18 protein-coding genes and 1 other RNA gene are annotated in these 16,405 nt (G+C 64.2%); 16 read left to right on the top strand and 3 right to left on the bottom strand.

Features of this window, described 5'->3' with window-relative positions; all coding sequences use genetic code 11:
- Window positions 1–276 precede the first annotated feature (276 nt).
- From NNX38_RS06130 to NNX38_RS06165, 8 genes are all read left to right on the top strand, one after another.
- A complete protein-coding gene (locus tag NNX38_RS06130) occupies window positions 277–1,503 on the top strand; it encodes a CpaF family protein (RefSeq protein WP_255797197.1) in 1,227 nt (408 codons plus the stop codon).
- Window positions 1,500–2,357, top strand: a complete 858-nt coding sequence (locus NNX38_RS06135; protein WP_255797198.1) for a type II secretion system F family protein — start codon at window positions 1,500–1,502, stop codon at window positions 2,355–2,357. The genes NNX38_RS06130 and NNX38_RS06135 overlap by 4 nt, the downstream gene beginning before the upstream one ends.
- Before the next feature lie 38 nt (window positions 2,358–2,395).
- On the top strand, window positions 2,396–3,292 hold the full coding sequence (locus NNX38_RS06140) for a type II secretion system F family protein (protein ID WP_255797199.1): 897 nt from the start codon (window positions 2,396–2,398) through the stop codon (window positions 3,290–3,292).
- An 81-nt stretch (window positions 3,293–3,373) separates the two neighbouring features.
- Entirely contained in the window at window positions 3,374–3,646 is a 273-nt protein-coding gene (locus NNX38_RS06145; RefSeq protein ID WP_255797221.1) for a hypothetical protein, read from the top strand.
- Window positions 3,643–4,077: a TadE/TadG family type IV pilus assembly protein gene (locus NNX38_RS06150; RefSeq protein ID WP_370646377.1), complete on the top strand. Its 435-nt coding sequence runs from the start codon at window positions 3,643–3,645 to the stop codon at window positions 4,075–4,077. The genes NNX38_RS06145 and NNX38_RS06150 overlap by 4 nt, the downstream gene beginning before the upstream one ends.
- Window positions 4,061–4,516 (top strand): hypothetical protein, encoded by a 456-nt coding sequence (locus tag NNX38_RS06155; RefSeq protein WP_255797200.1) that lies wholly within the window; start codon window positions 4,061–4,063, stop codon window positions 4,514–4,516. Before NNX38_RS06150 ends, NNX38_RS06155 begins: the two co-directional genes overlap by 17 nt.
- Complete coding sequence (locus tag NNX38_RS06160) at window positions 4,513–4,986, top strand: pilus assembly protein TadG-related protein (protein WP_255797201.1); 474 nt, start codon at window positions 4,513–4,515, stop codon at window positions 4,984–4,986. Before NNX38_RS06155 ends, NNX38_RS06160 begins: the two co-directional genes overlap by 4 nt.
- A gap of 270 nt (window positions 4,987–5,256) precedes the next feature.
- Complete coding sequence (locus NNX38_RS06165; RefSeq protein ID WP_255797202.1) at window positions 5,257–6,381, top strand: glycosyltransferase family 2 protein; 1,125 nt, start codon at window positions 5,257–5,259, stop codon at window positions 6,379–6,381.
- A gap of 246 nt (window positions 6,382–6,627) precedes the next feature.
- On the opposite strand, the gene NNX38_RS06170 is transcribed toward NNX38_RS06165, so the two are convergent.
- Window positions 6,628–6,912 (bottom strand): antirestriction protein ArdA, encoded by a 285-nt coding sequence (locus NNX38_RS06170; protein WP_255797203.1) that lies wholly within the window; start codon window positions 6,910–6,912, stop codon window positions 6,628–6,630.
- A gap of 191 nt (window positions 6,913–7,103) precedes the next feature.
- Here NNX38_RS06170 and prfB point away from each other — a divergent pair, with 191 nt between their 5' ends.
- Window positions 7,104–8,222 carry a peptide chain release factor 2 gene (prfB, locus tag NNX38_RS06175; RefSeq protein WP_255797204.1) on the top strand — a complete coding sequence of 373 codons (1,119 nt, stop codon included), beginning with the start codon at window positions 7,104–7,106 and terminating at the stop codon, window positions 8,220–8,222.
- 39 nt (window positions 8,223–8,261) lie between these two features.
- Here the strand turns inward: prfB and NNX38_RS06180 are convergent, their stop codons facing one another.
- Window positions 8,262–10,445 (bottom strand): acyltransferase family protein, encoded by a 2,184-nt coding sequence (locus NNX38_RS06180; RefSeq protein WP_255797205.1) that lies wholly within the window; start codon window positions 10,443–10,445, stop codon window positions 8,262–8,264.
- A gap of 165 nt (window positions 10,446–10,610) precedes the next feature.
- Between NNX38_RS06180 and ftsE the strand changes: the two genes are divergently transcribed.
- The 7 genes from ftsE to NNX38_RS06215 all read left to right on the top strand — a co-directional run bounded on the left by ftsE (window position 10,611) and on the right by NNX38_RS06215 (window position 15,911).
- Window positions 10,611–11,375, top strand: coding sequence for a cell division ATP-binding protein FtsE (ftsE, locus tag NNX38_RS06185; protein ID WP_255797206.1), 765 nt, complete (start codon window positions 10,611–10,613; stop codon window positions 11,373–11,375).
- On the top strand, window positions 11,372–12,274 hold the full coding sequence (gene ftsX, locus NNX38_RS06190) for a permease-like cell division protein FtsX (RefSeq protein ID WP_255797207.1): 903 nt from the start codon (window positions 11,372–11,374) through the stop codon (window positions 12,272–12,274). The genes ftsE and ftsX overlap by 4 nt, the downstream gene beginning before the upstream one ends.
- A 62-nt stretch (window positions 12,275–12,336) precedes the next feature.
- Window positions 12,337–13,728: a peptidoglycan DD-metalloendopeptidase family protein gene (locus tag NNX38_RS06195; RefSeq protein WP_255797208.1), complete on the top strand. Its 1,392-nt coding sequence runs from the start codon at window positions 12,337–12,339 to the stop codon at window positions 13,726–13,728.
- 44 nt (window positions 13,729–13,772) lie between these two features.
- Window positions 13,773–14,246 carry an SsrA-binding protein SmpB gene (gene smpB / locus NNX38_RS06200; RefSeq protein WP_229949615.1) on the top strand — a complete coding sequence of 158 codons (474 nt, stop codon included), beginning with the start codon at window positions 13,773–13,775 and terminating at the stop codon, window positions 14,244–14,246.
- The gene (locus NNX38_RS06205; protein ID WP_255797209.1) at window positions 14,243–14,602 is read left to right on the top strand and encodes a hypothetical protein; all 360 of its coding nucleotides are present in this window, start codon (window positions 14,243–14,245) and stop codon (window positions 14,600–14,602) included. Before smpB ends, NNX38_RS06205 begins: the two co-directional genes overlap by 4 nt.
- Before the next feature lie 64 nt (window positions 14,603–14,666).
- Window positions 14,667–15,038, top strand: a transfer-messenger RNA (tmRNA) gene (gene ssrA / locus NNX38_RS06210).
- A gap of 240 nt (window positions 15,039–15,278) precedes the next feature.
- A complete protein-coding gene (locus tag NNX38_RS06215; RefSeq protein WP_227918328.1) occupies window positions 15,279–15,911 on the top strand; it encodes a uracil-DNA glycosylase in 633 nt (210 codons plus the stop codon).
- Between the two features lie 4 nt (window positions 15,912–15,915).
- On the opposite strand, the gene NNX38_RS06220 is transcribed toward NNX38_RS06215, so the two are convergent.
- Window positions 15,916–16,290, bottom strand: coding sequence for a hypothetical protein (locus tag NNX38_RS06220; protein ID WP_255797210.1), 375 nt, complete (start codon window positions 16,288–16,290; stop codon window positions 15,916–15,918).
- Window positions 16,291–16,405: the final 115 nt, after the last annotated feature.

Below are 16,405 nucleotides of genomic sequence, written 5' to 3' on the forward strand. Positions count from 1 at the left end.
CTATCCGACCGCCATAGCACCCACTGTGAGCAACGCCGCAAACTGCATGCCGCGGCGGGTACCTGTTTTGGGCGAATACCCCCGCAGCGGCGCCGAACAGGTAGCCCAGAGGGTGGTCAGCAGTGCCCAAACCGTGCCTGGGCGGGTTATCCACAAGGCAGCGAAACTACGCTCGCGCCCTGGCATCCGTGCCCTTACTGTGTGGCCCGTAGGCCCCGAGGAGGGCCGCAACCAGTCTCGTACCGGGCCATGGCCCGGTGATCGCGGGGGATGCCGATGGATGCAGCGCGGATAGTCGAAGACGAGGTACGCGAGCTCATCCGTGTGCGCGGGCTGGATCCGCAGGAACAGTCCGCGGAGGTTCGGCGGCTCGTGGATGCTGCCGTCTCCGACTACGACGAGCGCTCCCTGCTGGGGACCCTGCCGCCGCTGGGCCGGCCGGAATCCGTTCGCCGGCAGGTGTTCGACGCCGTAGCAGGCTTCGGTGCGCTCCAGCCGCTGCTGGATGATCCCACGGTCGAAGAAGTGTGGATCAACTCGCCCTCCGAGGTTTATCTCGCACGGGACGGCCGGTCCGAGCTGACTTCCCTGACGCTGACTTCCGAGCAGGTGCGGCTTCTGGTGGAACGGATGCTGAAGTCCTCCGGCCGGCGGCTTGATCTTTCCTCCCCGTTCGTAGACGCGGCCTTACCGGACGGGTCCCGTCTGCACGTTGCCATCCCCGACGTGACCAGGCGGCACTGGGCAGTGAATATCCGCAAGTTCGTGGCCCGTGCCCGCCGCCTTGATCACCTTGTGGAGCTGGGCACGCTGACTCCGGCAGCCGCCCGCTTTCTCGGCGCCGCCGTGGCTGCCGGGTTGAACATCCTCGTCTCCGGCGCCACGCAGGCGGGGAAAACCACCATGCTCAACTGTCTCGCTGCGTCTATCGGACCGAGGGAACGGGTGGTTACGGTCGAGGAAATCTTCGAACTCCAGCTCCCACTGCGGGATGTGGTGGGGCTGCAGTGCCGTCAGCCGAACCTGGAGGGACAGGGCGAAATCCCGCTGCGCAGGCTCGTGAAGGAAGCATTGCGGATGCGCCCCGACCGGCTGATCGTGGGGGAGGTCCGTGAAGCGGAGAGCCTGGACATGCTGATTGCGCTTAACGCGGGTTTGCCCGGCATGTGCACCATCCACGCGAACAGTGCACGGGACGCGGTAACCAAGCTGTGCACGCTGCCCCTGCTGGCGGGAAACAATATTTCCAGTGCCTTCGTGGTTCCAACGGTGGCCTCCTGTATCGACCTGGTGGTTCACTGCTCCAGAACCGGTACAGGACGACGCGAGGTCACCGAAATCCTGGCCCTGGGACGGCGGGTGGAAGGCGGGATCATCGAGTCGTCCCCGGTATTCGGTCCGGTGGACGGCAAGCTGGCCGTGACGGCTTCGGCCATGCCGTCGGCCGACAAGTTCGCCTCTGCCGGCGTGAACATCGCCGCCTTGCTCGGGGCGGCAGCATGAGCGCCGCAGCGGGGTTGACCTTGGGCATGGGATTGTTGCTGCTGTGGCAGTCCTGCTGGATCCCGGCAGCCCATACCCCGTCCCGGCGCCGTCGAACCGGATACCTGGACGATCTGCTGCGGCAGGCCGGCATCGAACGGGTCAGGGCTGCCGGACTCCTCGCGGCTTGTGCTGTCACGGGCGTTTTTGTCCTTCTCCTGTTTTTCATCCTGACGCTGTCGTTACCCATCGCAGCCTGCTTCGCGCTTTTCGGGGCGGGGCTGCCTTACGCGTTGGTGCGGATGCAGGCACGCCGCAGGAGGGCCTCGCTGGCGGAACTGTGGCCCGACGTCGTCGACCACCTGCGCTCCGCAATCCGTGCTGGCCTGTCGCTTCCGGAGGCACTCATCCAATTGGCCGGGAACGGCCCGGAGGAGCTGCGGGGATACTTCCGGACATTTGCCGCCGACTATCGGTCCGGCGGCAACTTCGAGGATTCGCTGACCCGGCTCAAGGACAACCTGGCGGATCCGGTGGCGGACCGCATCATTGAAGCCCTGCGGATAACCCGCCAGGTGGGCGGCACCGATCTGGGCCGGCTCCTCGGCACGCTGGCCGGTTTTCTGCGCGAGAATGCGCGGACCCGGAGCGAGCTGCTGGCCCGGCAGTCCTGGACCGTCAACGCGGCGAGGCTGGCCGTGGCCGCTCCCTGGGCGGTGTTGCTGCTGCTGGCGGCGCGCCCGGAGACAGCTGCAGCCTACAACTCCGCTGCCGGCGCGACGGTCCTGGTCGCGGGAATCGGCATCTCCGTCCTTTGCTACCGGCTGATGCTGCGGATAGGCGCCCTGCCCGAAGATGTGCGGGTACTGCGGTGACGCCCGGGATAGCCGCAGCGGTACTGGCTGGAGCCCTGATGGGCACTGGACTGCTGCTGGTCCTGCACCGGCTGCCGCTGCTGCGGCAGAGTACATTCGCTGCTCGGGTGGAACCACAGCTGCGTTCGGTGCGCCCCGCGTCGGGGCTCCTGCTATCCGCCCCGGACATCACGCCTTTCGGCCCGCTGGAGCGGATCCTGCGTCCGTTGCTCCACGACGCCGTACGCCGGATGGCCCGGTTCTCTCCGGCCAACCGGGCCCTCGGGCTGCGGCTGCAGCAGGCCGGCGGGAACAAGTCCGTTTCGGATTACCGGGCAGAGCAGGTCTTGTTTGCCGGTTCCGGGTTCCTGGCCGGGGGAGCAGTGGGCGCCCTTCTCATCGGCAGCGGTCGCATGGGACTTGTCTCGGTGGCCTTGGGTACGTGTGCCTGTGCCGTTACGGGATTCCTGCTGCGGGATTACCTGCTGACCCGGCAGATTGAACGGCGCAACAGCCGCATCCTGGCGGAATTCCCCAGCCTGGCGGAAATGATGGCGCTAGCCGTCAGCGCCGGGGAAAGCGCCGTCGGAGCGCTGGAACGCGTTTCCGCCGCTGCGCAGGGTGAATTGGCGGACGAGTTCAACCGTGTCCTTGCCCTGACCCGCTCAGGACACCCGCTCACCACAGCCCTGCAGGAGTTCTCCGACCGGATCCGCCTGGCGCCGTTGACCCGGTTCGTCGACGGAGTCACCGTTGCCGTCGACCGCGGAACGCCACTGGCGGATGTTATGCGTGCACAGGCGCAGGACGTACGGGACGGTGCGAAGCGGGACCTGATGGAGACCGCAGGCAAAAAGGAAATAGCCATGATGGTGCCCGTGGTTTTTGGAATCCTCCCGTTGACCGTGCTGTTTGCGGTGTTCCCGGGCCTGGCACTGCTGCGGTTGGGGCTGTGAGGCAGGAGAAGGAACCAGGAGGAGTACCAGTGAAACCGGGAGCAAAGCAAAGGGGAAGCATGTCGAGGGGATGGAGATGAGATGACCAGTAGTAAGGCGAACAGGCGCGGGGACGGCACACGGACCGCGGGCCGAAGATGGAAAGCAGCGCTCGCCGTGGTGGCGGGATGGTGGTTTCGGCTGGTGCGGCAGTTCCAGGCGGCAGCGCACCCAAGGGATCCGGAGCGTGGAGATGTACCCGGGTGGGTGATGATTACCCTCATGTCCGCGATCCTCGTGGCCGGACTGCTGCTCCTGGTGCAGCCGGCCCTCGAGCGGCTGTTTGAATCCGCAATAGAACAGGTGCAGCCATAAACCGGTGGCAGGGTCGCCGGGGATGCGGCCGGACGTGCCGGTCCGGTGCTGCCGGCCGCGGTCCCGAACGGGAACGGGGGTCCGCCGTCGTCGACTTCGTGATGGTGGGAGCGCTGGTGAGCCTGGTGTTTATGGCTGTGGTGCAGTTGGCGCTGGTGCTGCACGTTCGCAACACCCTGATCGACGCCGCAGCCACGGGCGCGCGCTACGGCACCCTGGCAGACCGCACCCCGGCGGACGGCGTGGCGCGCACGGCCGCCGTAATCGGCAACTCACTCGGCGAGGAATATGCCGGGGACGTGAGCTACTCAGAGCAGACCGTGGACGGCGCACGCCTGTTGGAGATCACGGTGCGGGCGCCGCTGCCGGTCATCGGTTTCATCGGGCCCGGTGACGGAATCGAGGTCAAGGGGCATGCGGCGAGGCGGTGAGGGAGGAACCCGGCAAGCGGGGAAGCCCCGGCAGGTACCGGATGAAGGCGGCAGCGCCGTCGTCGAGTTCATTTTCCTGGGTCTGATCCTGCTGGTGCCTGTGGTGTATCTGGTGGTTACCGTTGGCCAGATCCAGGGGGCGTCCTTCGCGGTGGTCGGTGCGGCCGACGCCGCCGCCAAGGTCTATGCCGCAGCACCCGACACTGTGGTTGGTGAACAGCAGGCGGCGGATGCGGCGGAACTCGCGCTGAGCGACTTCGGGCTGCAGGCCGACGGCATGCTGATGGACATCAGCTGCTCCGAGGTATGTCTGGCGCCCGGGTCGACCGTCACTGTCAGCGTCCGGTTTGCCGTGCCGCTTCCCGGGCTTCCGTGGACCGACGGGTCCCCGGTAGTGGTGGATTCCCAGTCCACGCAGGTTGTGGAGCGCTTCGGATGAGCCGGGGGTTACGGAAAGGACCGCCGGTCGGGCAGCGGGATGACGGGGAGCGGGGGCAGGTCGGGGTACTCATCATCGGGTACTGCGTGCTGGCGCTGCTGACCGTCACAGTGGTGATGGCGGCGTCGTCCGTCTATCTCGGGCAGAAGAAGCTGCTCTCAGCCGCTGACGGTGCAGCGGTGGCCGCGGCCGACACGTTCTCGCTGGGTGAGGCCGCCGCAGGGGCGGGTCCGGCGGCGGTGCTGGAAGCCGACGCCGTCCGCCGCGCCGCCCGCAGTTATCTTGCCGAAACGGGTGCGGAGGAACGGTTCACGGAGCTTGCGGTAACGGAAGAGACCGGCACGGCGGACGGCCGGACGGCACGTGTGGTGCTGGCGGCGCGGGTCCATCCGCCGATCGTGAATTTCCTGGTGCCGGACGGAATCCCCGTCACCGCGGTGAGTGAGGCGCGGGCCCGGCTGCTGCAGTAAAAAGCTACGAAGCCTTCCGCTGCTCCTGCGCCTCGCGGACCGGCCAGTGCCTCCAGTCCGTTCCCTTACCCGGGCGGGCGCCGCTGACTACTGAGTCCCCGCATCCGGCACCGCGGGAGCGCTACCCGACTTTCCACTGGCGCGCGTATTTACTCTCGTCAACACCCTCCCGCGACCCTAATCTGACGCGGCAGCCATAAACCGACTGCACCATTCGCGCGGGGGAGACGACATGTCCGGTCAGTCCCGTGCCTACACGAAGGACCGCCGGTGGATGCAGTAGGGGTAGTCGAGGGCGAGGCCCGGGAGCTGATCCGCGTGCGCGGGGAGAAAATCGATATCACAGTACTAGTACCGGCACACAACGAGGAGGAAACCATAGGGCAAACCATTGAGTCTCTTCTCGCGCAGACCCGGCTGCCGGACCGGATCGTCATCATCGCCAATGGATGCACTGATCACACGGTGGACGTAGCAAAGAAGTACCCCGTAATCGTCATGGACCTGCCCCGCCTAAAACACCGCAAGTCCGAGGCCATGAACAGGGGGTGGAATTTGTATGGCCGTGACTCCGATCTTGTGGTGTCCATGGACGCAGACACTGTGCTTGTCCCCAATGCCATTGAAGACTGGGAGAAGGAATCATGGAAGCGTCTCTTCGGGGGATCGACTTCCAAATTCACCATCCGGCAGCCCGGTTTGTGGTGCAGACTGCAGAAATCCGAATACGCCTACAACATCCAACAGGGGCTGAACCAGGGGTGGACCAATGTCCTGGCAGGCGCCGGGTCTGCGTTCTCCGGTACGGCCCTGAGGGAGATTGCCGCCAGGGACGACAGGGAAGGGCCGTGGTCGTACGAAAGTGCTGTGGAGGACTACGAGCTGACCTACCGACTTCGGGAAGCGGGATACAAGACCTATGTATCCACCACCATCAGGGCATATACCGACGGGATGAAGAACCTGAAGTCCCTGTGGGGGCAGCGCATGAAGTGGCAGGCAGGTACCCTTCAGGATCTGCTTCGCTTCGGAGTCAACCGTCTGACCATAAGGGACTGGCTTAGCCAGATGCTCAATCTGCTCGGACCCGCAATCCGGGCGCTCTGGGTGATGGTAATTTCCCTGGCGCTATACCTGGATTCCTTGACATTAGCTTGGTGGGGACTGCTGGTGCCCTTACTGTTCGTAGCCATCAACCTCAAGACTGCCGTTCGCGTCCCGTATAAGGACAAGTGGGACATCCTTCTCGTCGTTTTTATAGTCCCTATTGAGCTCCTGGCCTGCATACGCGGCGGATGGATTCTCGCTTCCTGGGGAGAGATCATCCGCAAAAAGATCACCCGCAAAGATCGTGACTTGTGGGCTGCGCAGTACAAAGCAGAGGGGGTGGGATGATGCTGGGAGTAAGTCTGGCTTCCGGTCTCGTTGCCGGGCTCGCCGCAACCGGTTTGGAGATAGGATCGATGGTCCTGTTTGTCCTAGGCGGGATATTCGTTGCAGTAGGTCTGTTCACGCTGCTGAAGAGGAATTCGTCCAACCGGCCCTAGGCAAAAGCCGGCACCTTGGCCCGCGTGGTGGTGCCGGACGAAATCCCCGTCACCGCGGTGAATGAGGTGCGGGCCCGGCTGCTGCAGTGAAATCCTACGAAGCCTTCCGCTGCTCCTGCGCCTCACGGACCGGACCGTGGCCCCAGCCGCCGTGGTCCACGTCCAGGATCCGGCCGTCCTCGCCGTAGCAAATGGTCACCGGCTCGCCGAACTGTTCGCAGTCGCCGTCGGGGCACCTGTCTTTCATGTTGCCCACGTACTCGTTGGAGAAGTGCTGCTCCCACTCGTCCACTTTCCCCATGGCCCAGGGATCGCCCTGCTCGGCAAGGTCGTTTAGTTCGTCCAGGCTGTACATGCGTCCGCGCTCGGGATGGGTCAAGAGAGGCTCCTTCGAAAGGGCGTACATTCCATATCCGTTCCCTTAATCTAACGCCGACCACGGACGCCGCCGTGCGCATCCGCCCCGGCGCGTCCCGGCGCGTCCCGGAGCCGGCGCGTCCCGGAGCCGGCGCGTCCCGGCACGACGGCGGCGGGCGGCGGCGCAGGGACATGGCGTAGTCTGTAAGCACCATGGCAGAAATAGATTTTCCCGCAGAAATCCGCGCCCTCCGCTCCACTTTCGCCTCCATTGAAGAGGTCTCGGACGTGGCAAAGATCAAAGAGGACATCGAAGAGCTGAGCGAGATGGCCGGCGTCCCCGATCTTTGGGACGACCCCTCCGAGGCGCAGAAGATCACCTCCAAGCTCTCGCACCGCCAGTCGGAGCTGGAACGCCTTCAGACCATCGAATCCCGCATCGATGATCTCGAGGTCCTGGTGGAACTGGCCCAGGACGAGGCCGACGCGGATTCCAAGGCAGAGGCCGTGACGGAACTGGAGTCCCTCCGCAGGTCCCTGTCCCAGCTGGAAGTCGTCACCCTGCTTTCCGGTGAATACGACGAACGTGAAGCCGTGGTGACCATCCGTTCCGGTGCCGGGGGAGTGGATGCAGCCGACTTCGCCGAGATGCTGCTGCGCATGTACCTGCGCTGGGCCGAACGGCACGGATACCCCACCACCGTCCTGGATACCTCCTACGCCGAAGAGGCCGGCCTGAAATCCGCCACCTTCGAGGTCAAGGCGCCCTACGCCTACGGCACCCTGGTAGTGGAAGCCGGCACGCACCGCCTGGTCCGCATCAGCCCGTTCGACAACCAGGGCCGCCGGCAGACCTCGTTTGCCGCGGTCGAGGTCATTCCGCTGATCGCGCCCACTGACCACATCGACATTCCGGACAACGAAATCCGCGTGGACGTCTTCCGCTCCTCCGGTCCGGGCGGCCAGTCCGTGAACACCACCGACTCCGCCGTCCGGCTCACGCACCTTCCCACCGGCACGGTCGTCTCCATGCAGAACGAAAAGTCGCAGCTGCAGAACCGCGCCGCCGCCATGCGCGTGCTCCAGTCCCGCCTGCTGCTGTTGAAAAAGGAGCAGGAGGACGCCGAGAAGAAGGCCTTTGCCGGCGACGTCAAGGCTTCCTGGGGCGACCAGATGCGCTCCTACGTGCTCAACCCGTACCAGATGGTGAAGGACCTCCGTACAGAGCACGAGGTAGGCAACACCTCCGCGGTGTTCGACGGCGAAATTGACGACTTCATCGATGCCGGCATCCGCTGGCGTGCGAACGGCAGCGTTTCCGCCCGCAAATAGGCCGCTCCTGCGGTCGCTGCCTGCAGGCAGGTGGTCCGGCTAGAAGCCGAGCCCTTTCCGCAGCGGCAGGACCAGGGTCCGGGCGAAGGTATTGGTGATGTGGTTGTCCCGGTAGGCCAGGACATTGCCGACTACGGCAGGGCATCGCTGGTCATCGCAGAAATAGTCCGTCAGGTCCACCTGCCGGCTGTTGTTCAGCCGCATGGCTGCCTCGACCAGGGGGTCGGTCGCTCCGATTGCGTCGGGGCGCTGAACATTGCAGTCGTCGATGCTGTCTTTTTCCAGCACACAGTCGGGGACGCTAAACGTCGGATAGGGGATGTCTGCGATGACGCCGATGTGGATGCCGGCCTGCTCCAGCGGCTCCAACACCTCCAGATAACCGTCCACGGCACTGCGCGGGGAATCCCAGGTCCAGCCAAGCGCATGATCGTAGCTGGCCGGCCGCATGGCCGACGTGACTACGAGTTCGGGTTCGATCTCGAGGATGTCCTTCACGGTCTCAAGGTTCTGGGAAGGGCAGAGAGCGTAGGTATAGGTGTCGCTGTGCAACGGCTCGGCATTGAACGGGCATCCGTTGCGGGTGAGGACGTAAAGCCGGTACCCGCCGTCCCGGGCAATGGCGTCGAGAGGAGCCACGAATTGGGCAGCATGGGAATCCCCTACCAGGACTATTGCTTTGGCTCCGCCGGGGTCACCGAACATACACTCGGCGTAGGGTGTTTCCGCCGGATCGTAAACAGTGCAGGCCTCATCCAGCGATGGCATGTCGGCCATGGCCGCCGCAGGTGCCGGGCGCAGCGGCTGGCCTTCCGGCACTGTTGCGGGGTTGCTGGAATCGAACGCTGTGGCGCCTGGGTAGGAACGGGAATCGTACTCTTTGGTCAGGTTGTTGATTTTCTGCTGGACAACCCCATACGGGACGGCGGCAACTGCCACCGGAACTGCGATCAGGAGCGCTGCCAGTGCATACATGGGCCGGTGCGTCACCCTCTCAGCGCCGTGGCGGCCCACGGAGCCGGCTTTCCCCTGGAACCGGCGGAACGGCTTCTCGATAAACCGGGTGGACAGTGCGGCCAGAAGAACGCTTGTGGAGATGATGGCGGCACCGGCAACCAGGTCAGGGCCGTGCCCGAGAAAATGGACGGTGAAGACGGTGACCGGCCAATGCCACAGATACAGGGAGTAGGAGATGTCGCCTAGATAGGTGACCGGGCGAAGGGACTGCCACCAGACGGCCGAAATCCACGGTACGGCAGCATCAGCGGCCCTGCCTGCAAGGATGCACAGCGCAGCTCCAGCCGTGGGAACGAGTGCCACCCAGCCGGGAAACGGCATCGCGGTGGAGAGACCGATGGCTCCCGCGCTGATCAGTAGAATCCCGGCCCACCCGCTGGCGATGGATAGGCGCAGCTGCACGCTTCGTCCCGCGGTCGCGAGGGCCAGGATCCCGCCCAGACCGAGTTCCCAGATTCGGGTAGTGGTAAAGAAATAGGCGAGATCGGGGGCCGACATCGAGAACTGGACCGAGTGGATGAAGGACAACACGGAGATACCGCAGATGACTGCCAGTGCGGTAGCAGGTATGCCGGCGCGGAGCCCCATGGCACGGACCGCGGCAGCAGCGCCGAGCAGGAGCACGGGAACCACAAGATAGAACTGTTCCTCCACAGAGAGGGACCAGTAATGCTGCAACGGAGATACAGCCGCTGTCGCACCCGCGTAGCTGGTGGTGCTGAAGGCCTGGTTCCAGTTTTGGACATTCAAGCTGGCGGCCGCGGCATCCCGGGCAACGCCCTGCCAGCGCCCCTCCGGGAAGAGCAGCACTGTTGCGCCCAGGGTCGAGAGCACAACCGTTGCAGCTGCGGGAAGTAGCCGGCGGATCCGCCGGGCGTAAAAGGGCGCCAACGCGATAGTGGACGTGGAGCGCAGTTCCCGCACCAGGGAACCGACAATCAGGTAGCCGGAAATAACAAAGAAAACGTCCACGCCGATAAAGCCCCCCGGCAGGGCCTCAGGCCAGACATGGTAAAGAAGCACCAGTACGACGGCGAGGGCCCGCAGCCCTTGGACGTCGCGGCGGAAACCGGGGTGGGTGCCGCTGCTGCGAAGGACCCGGCGTCCGCGGCGGGACGCGCGGGTATCCGTCGATGTACGCGGGGAACGCCGAATATCCGCAAGGGCGACGGCATCGGGGGACAGTCCGGCGGAATCTGTGGGCACCGCAGGACTGTACCGCATCTTCACCCTGTGGACGCGGTGTGTAGTCCGACACGCGCTCTTAGGTTGTGGCTCACTGCGTCGGAAGCTGGCTATAGTCGAGAGGCCGGTGCCCATACCCCGAACCAAGGCCCGTGTCTCCGGCCGCTTCATGGGCACTAAGTAGCGATGATCACTTTCGACAATGTCACCAAGCTGTATGACCGGAACTCCCGGCCTGCGCTCAACTCGGTCAGCCTCGACGTGGACCGCGGCGAGTTCGTGTTTCTCGTGGGCGCTTCCGGCTCCGGCAAATCGACGTTTATCCGGCTGATCATGAAAGAGGAGCACGCCACCAAGGGCACGGTCTACGTGGCCGGCGCCAACGTGGCAAAGATCCCGAGCTGGCGGGTGCCCCGGCTGCGCCGGGGGATAGGCGTGGTCTTCCAGGATTTCCGCCTGCTGCCCAACAAGACGGTCTTTGCGAACGTTGCCTTTGCCATGCAGGTGATCGGCCGCAGCCGTGCCGTTATCCGTGACTCGGTGCCCGAAGTCCTCAAGACCGTAGGGCTGGAGGGCAAGGACAACCGCATGCCCCACGAACTCTCAGGCGGCGAGCAGCAGCGCGTCGCTATCGCGAGGGCCATCGTCAACAAGCCGGGCATTTTGCTCGCCGACGAACCCACCGGAAACCTGGACCCCACCACGTCGCTGGGCATTATGAAGGTGTTGGACCGGGTGAACCAGAACGGCACCACGGTGGTGATGGCTACGCACGACGACGACATCGTCAACGCGATGCGCAAGCGCGTGGTGGAACTGCGCAACGGCAAGATCATCCGCGACGAGCATGAGGGCATCTACCTGGGCGAACCCGAAGCGGCACGGGAACCGGACGGCGGATCAGCCGTGCCGGATGTGCCGGGCCGCAGCGGGAGCGGGGTGGCTGAATGAGGCTCGCATTTGTCCTGGGCGAGATCGGTTCAGGTCTGCGCCGGAACCTGTCCATGGTTGTCTCCGTAGTCCTCGTGACCTTCGTGTCGCTGACGTTTGTGGGGGCGGCAGGGCTGCTGCAGCTGCAGATCGGCCAGATGAAGGGCTACTGGTACGACCGCGTCCAGGTTGCCGTCTACCTGTGCACCGAGAATGACACGTCCGCATCGTGTGCCTCCGGCGCCGTCACCGACGAACAGCGGGAGGCCATCGAGGCGGACCTGCAGTCGGACCGCTATGTGGAGACGGTCGAGTATGAAGACCAGGAGACCGCGCTGACGCACTTCCGCGAGCAGTTCGCGAACTCGCCGATCGTGGACAGCATCACCGCCGAGATGCTGCCCGAGTCCTTCCGCGTGAGCCTGGTGGATCCGGAAAAGTACGAGGTCATCAACGAGGCGTTCTCTTCCAAGCCGGGAGTCGAGTCGGTCAGTGACCAGCGTGAACTGTTCGAAAAGATGTTTACGTACCTGAACCTTGCTTCGGTTGCCGCACTGGCCATTGCCGGCGTCATGCTGGTCTGCGCCATCCTGCTGATTGCCACCACCATCCGGCTTTCGGCGTTCAGCCGACGACGGGAAACGGGCATCATGCGCCTGGTCGGCGCATCCAAGGCCGTCATCCAGCTGCCGTTCGTGCTGGAAGGCGTGATCGCCGCCGTCATCGGCGCGGTTCTGGCTTCAGCGGCACTCTTGGCCACCGCGCACTTCTTCATCGGAAACCTTGCCCGGCAGTACCCAACCACGGCCTTTATTTCCTCGGAACAGGTCCTGTACCTGACACCTGTCCTACTTGTTCTCGGGGCGCTGTTGGCGGGAGTATCCTCGCTGTTGACACTCCGCCGGTACCTGAAGGTCTAGAGTCATGAGCACTGGGAATGGAATGTGGAAGATCATGGAGAGTCTCGCTAATGGATAATGCTGTGCCTAAACGGATCGGACGTGCGCCGGCGTCACGGGCCCTGGCGGCGGTTGTCGCCCTCCTGACGCTGACGCTCTCCGTTGCCTTCAGCAGTGCGGCAAATGCAGACGACCTCGAGGACCGCAAGGCCGCCATCGAAGCCGAAAAGCAGAAAGTCCAGCAGGACTATGAGTACCTCGGAGAAGATATTGCCGAGACGGTGGCCAAGCTCAATATCTACAAGGGCCAGCTCCCCGCCGCGCAGCAGCAGCTCGCGGATGCCGAGGGACGCGTCGACAGCGCCGCCGGCAAGGTGAGCGCCCTGAACGAACGCGTCGCCCTCGCCCAGAACACCCACGAAACCATCACGGCGCAGATCGAGAAGGACCGTGAGGACATTGCGGCCACCGAAAAGGCCATCGGACAGATTGCGTCCCAGGCCTACAAAAACGGCGGTGTTCCCTCCACGCTCTCACTGATGTTCGGCGCCAAGGGTGCGGACAGCCTCACCGATTCGCTCGGCATGGCGGAACAGGCGCTCAAGGGCCAGAACGCCGCCGTGGAAAAGCTGTCCCAGCAGAACGCCAACAATGTGAACTCCGAGGCGAGGCTGTCAGCCGTGGCCGAAGAGATCAGCAAGCTCAAGGCCCAGGCGGAAGAGGCGCTCAAGGCCGAGCAGTCCGCGCGTGACGCGGCAGCCGCGGAGAAGCAGAAAGTTAATGACCTGGTTGCCCAGACCACGGCGATGAACCAGGAGCTTGAGGCGCAGAAACCCAAGCTCCAGTCCCAGATGGCCAGTCTGGAAAAGGAAAGCGCCCAGGTAACCGCGGACATCGCGGAGCGGCAACGGGTCCTGCTCGAGGAACACCGCAAACGCGAGCAGGCCCGCGTTGATGAAGCCAACCGCGCAGCGGCCGAAGAAGCAGCCCGGAACAACCGCCCCGCCCCGCCGGCCCAGACCGTGCCGCAGCCGGGAAGCCCGTCCTCCTTCGGGCTCCGCCATCCGGTAATCGGTTCTCCGGTTTCGTCCGGCTTTGGCTGGCGCGGCACCCCGGAGGGGACAATTGATTTCTTCGGCAACGGCGGTTACCTGCACTCAGGCATCGATTTTGCCGCGAACTGCGGAACCCCGGTCTATGCTCCGGCCGCCGGCCATGTCTGGCGGGCCGACCAAGGCCAGGGCGAAATGATCGGGACAGGCAACCGGATTGTTCTCAATCACGGTGTGGTGAAGGGCAACGCCTTGGCCACCAACTACTACCACCTCAGCGGCTTCACGGTGTCCGTCAATCAGTGGGTGGAGCAGGGCCAGCTGATCGGATACGTGGGGAACACCGGAAACTCGCAGGGGTGCCACCTGCACTTCGAGACGGTGCTGAACGGCAATCTCGTGGACCCGATGGGCCTGCTCTAGGCCTACAATGGAGCTTTCGCTAAAACCTACTAAGGAGTTGCCCCGTGCCTAAGGAAAGTGGCCGTAAGGTAGTGGCCACCAATCGCAAGGCCCGGCACGATTACGAAATCCTCGACACCTACGAGGCCGGCATGGTTTTGATGGGGACCGAGGTGAAGTCGCTGCGTGAGGGCAGGGCCTCATTGGTGGACGGGTTTGCCACGTTCTACAACAACGAGCTCTGGCTCGAAGCCGCCTATATTCCGGAGTACCTCAACGGCAGCTGGACCAACCACTCCGCGCGGCGCCGGCGCAAGCTGTTGCTGCACCGCGAGCAGCTGGAAAAGATTATGCGCAAGACCAGCGAATCGGGTTTTACCATCGTGCCGCTGCAGCTGTACTTCCTGGACGGACGGGCCAAGGTGGAGATCGCCGTCGCCCGCGGTAAGCGGGAGTACGACAAGCGCCAAACCCTGCGCGAGAAGCAGGACAACCGTGAAGCACTCCGCGCGATGCGCGACAAGAACCGCGGCGCATGAGCGGAACGTTCTGGGAACCGCAGGCAGACGCGGACGAGGAAGCCGCCGCCCGCAAGCCGGTCTGGACATGGATGGTTACAGCTGTCGACCTGCTGATTGTCCTGGCGGTGCTGCCGGTAGTCATTCTGGTAGTGGTTCCGTTCTTTGCGGCGTACTACCTCTACCTTGCACAGGTGCTGGTATGGCTCGCTCCGGTGCTGGTCCTGGCGAACATCGCGTTGTTTGCCTGGGCCTTCCGGAGCAAGGCACCGGGCATGACCGCGCTGAGCATCCTCTCAGTCCTCTTCGTGCTCGTCTCGTGGATTCTCCTGACGGTCTGGGGTTCCCCCGTAGTGGTCTTCGGCATCCGGTTCTAAGCCGTTCCTGAAAACCTGCGGTACAATGAGTGTTCCGGCTTCGGCCGGATTGGTAACTCAATAAGGGGATGACCGGTTTCGACGATGTTTTGTTGAGACAGGGGAAGCGGGCCGAGGATACAGGGTTATCTCGTTAACGATCTCTGTAAACCAATAAGTGCCGAATCAAAGCGCACTGACTTCGCTCTTGCTGCCTAAGCAGTAAGGCATAGTCCGTCAGCCCGGGGATGCTCTCGCCCCGGTGCCTGGCGTCATTTAGAGGGCCACTGCTGAACACCTTCGCCGTTGGGGTGTTCGGGACTTTTAGACGGCTGGGTCCGGATCAGCCACTTGTCTGCGTGATGGCTGGGACCGAGAAAATCCGCTGCAGACTGCGCCCGGAGAAGCCCTGACAAAGCGACATCGGACGGGGGTTCGATTCCCCCCATCTCCACTGAGAAATCTCCACCCAAAGCGGGGAGCGCCCTGGTGCGTTCCCCGCTTTGCTGGTTTAACCCAGGACGCACGCCGGAGAGTTGTTTCTCACACCCGCGCGGTTTACGCGGTTGCGGGGCCTCTTCCCGTCCGGCGGGGCAAGGTGCATTGGTAAACTTTGTCATAGGCAGTACCCGCGCCGGCAGGACCCGGAGCGGGCGATATAACCGGTCGGAAGACCTTGTAGGAGACGCACCACTTTATGCAAAGCCCGGCACTCGAATCCCAGCATGACGACCTTTGGAACCGACGCTATGAGCCCAATGTCGCTGAGGTGAACCAGCTTTGCGACTCCCTGGCTGAAATGAAACCGGGAAGCCAGGTGCCCTACATCGATCCCATGCACGATATCGGGGAATGCCGGATCGTCAGCCTGTTCTCCAACATAGGCACTGCGCATGAGTCGGGATTCATCACGGCCGGTGACAATGAGGCGGTGGCACGGCTGCTGGGCGTTCACTGGCAGGCCGGACTGCGGCCGGAGTTCGTTATGCCGTGGAACGCCTACCCCTGGCATGTGCCGGGCGAACCCAACGGCAAGCTGAGCAAGGAACAGGTCCAGGAAGGGCTGCGGCCGCTGCTGCGCTTCCTTGCCCTGGTGCCCCGCGCCTCCGTCATCGTGGCCCACGGCACCGAGGCCCAGCGCCTCGCCGCGCTGTTCCTCAAGACCGAGAACCGGATGATCTACCGCCGCAGCATCAAGGTCTACAAGGCACGCTCGCTTTCCGGGCGTTCCTTCGGCGCCACCGCGGAACGTCAGCAGGAGGCGCTGGACGATATGCGCGCTGCCTACACCGATGCCATGGCCCGCACCGGGCTGACCGCAGCGCGCTAGGCGCCTAGCCGGCAGGCTCGGCCGGGGCGTCCACAACCCCGATGAAGCGGGAGCCCACTCCCGGGTACTCAGTGCGGACTGCTCCGGCAGGCAGCTCGGGGAGCTCCCGAACCCGGTGGTCTTCGCACGCTATGAACGTGAACTCCGGCCACCACTTCTTGGGGCGGGCAGCTTCCGTGTATCCGCAGACGGTGCAGGTCAACTGCACCCATACCGGCCGCTTTCCGGTCCGGTTGGCCCTGGACTGGATCAGCCATCCGGGAGGGTCGGCCTGCATCCGTGCAAGCTCGGCGTCATCCATGTGCGCGGGAATACCGTGGCGGATGGCCATTTCAAGCGGAATATCAAGGATCTGGGCGGCCTGGCGTCGAGTAGTCATCAGTTAAACGATACGCGTTGAAGCATCGGCGCATGCACCGCGGGGCGGCGGCCGCCTGGCCGCCGCCCCCCCCGCCGGCCCGGGCCCAACCCATAGGCGGGGGGGGGGGCACAGA

The sequence above is a fragment of the Arthrobacter sp. zg-Y238 genome (assembly GCF_024385525.1).
Classification (GTDB): Bacteria; Actinomycetota; Actinomycetes; order Actinomycetales; family Micrococcaceae; genus Arthrobacter_B; species Arthrobacter_B jinronghuae.